Here is a 735-nt window from a genome sequence, read left to right on the forward strand (position 1 = left end):
TCTCGCTATCAGAGCAAGAGCTGGTAGACTGCGACACATCTTACAATGAAGGGTGCAATGGCGGTCTCATGGACTATGCCTTTGAGTTCATCATCAACAATGGTGGCATTGATTCTGAGGACGATTACCCTTACCAAGCTAGAGATGGTAGATGTGACCAATACAGGAAAAATGCCAGGGTTGTTTCCATTGATGATTATGAAGATGTTCCTGAGAACAATGAAAAGGCCTTGCAGAAGGCTGTTGCAAATCAGCCTGTGAGTGTTGCCATTGAAGCCGGTGGCATGGCCTTCCAACTCTATGACTCGGGCATATTCACCGGAAAATGCGGGACAGCGNGGTGTTACTGCTGTTGGATATGGTACAGAAAACGGTGTGGATTACTGGATTGTGAAGAACTCGTGGGGCGCAAGCTGGGGGGAGAGGGGCTACATCAGGATGGAGCGTAATTCTGTTCGCACAGGCAAATGCGGAATTGCAGTTGAGCCTTCTTACCCTATCAAGATCGGTCAAAATCCCCCCAACCCCGGCCCATCTCCTCCATCCCCAATAAAGCCTCCAACCGTTTGTGACGATTACTATGCTTGCCCTGAGAGCACCACATGCTGCTGTGTCTATGAATACGCCAACTATTGCTTTTCTTGGGGATGCTGCCCACTCGAGGGCGCCACATGCTGTGAAGACTATTCTAGTTGCTGCCCCCACGATTATCCCATATGCAACATTTACTCAGGC

1 pseudogene is annotated in these 735 nt (G+C 49.6%); it reads left to right on the top strand.

The annotated features are described in order from the left end of the window. Positions 1-20 precede the first annotated feature (20 nt). Positions 21-735, top strand: a pseudogene (locus ABEB03_RS45445) (C1 family peptidase); the annotation flags it as partial.

This window comes from Streptomyces siamensis (genome assembly GCF_039543605.1).
Classification (GTDB): Bacteria; Actinomycetota; Actinomycetes; order Streptomycetales; family Streptomycetaceae; genus Streptomyces; species Streptomyces siamensis.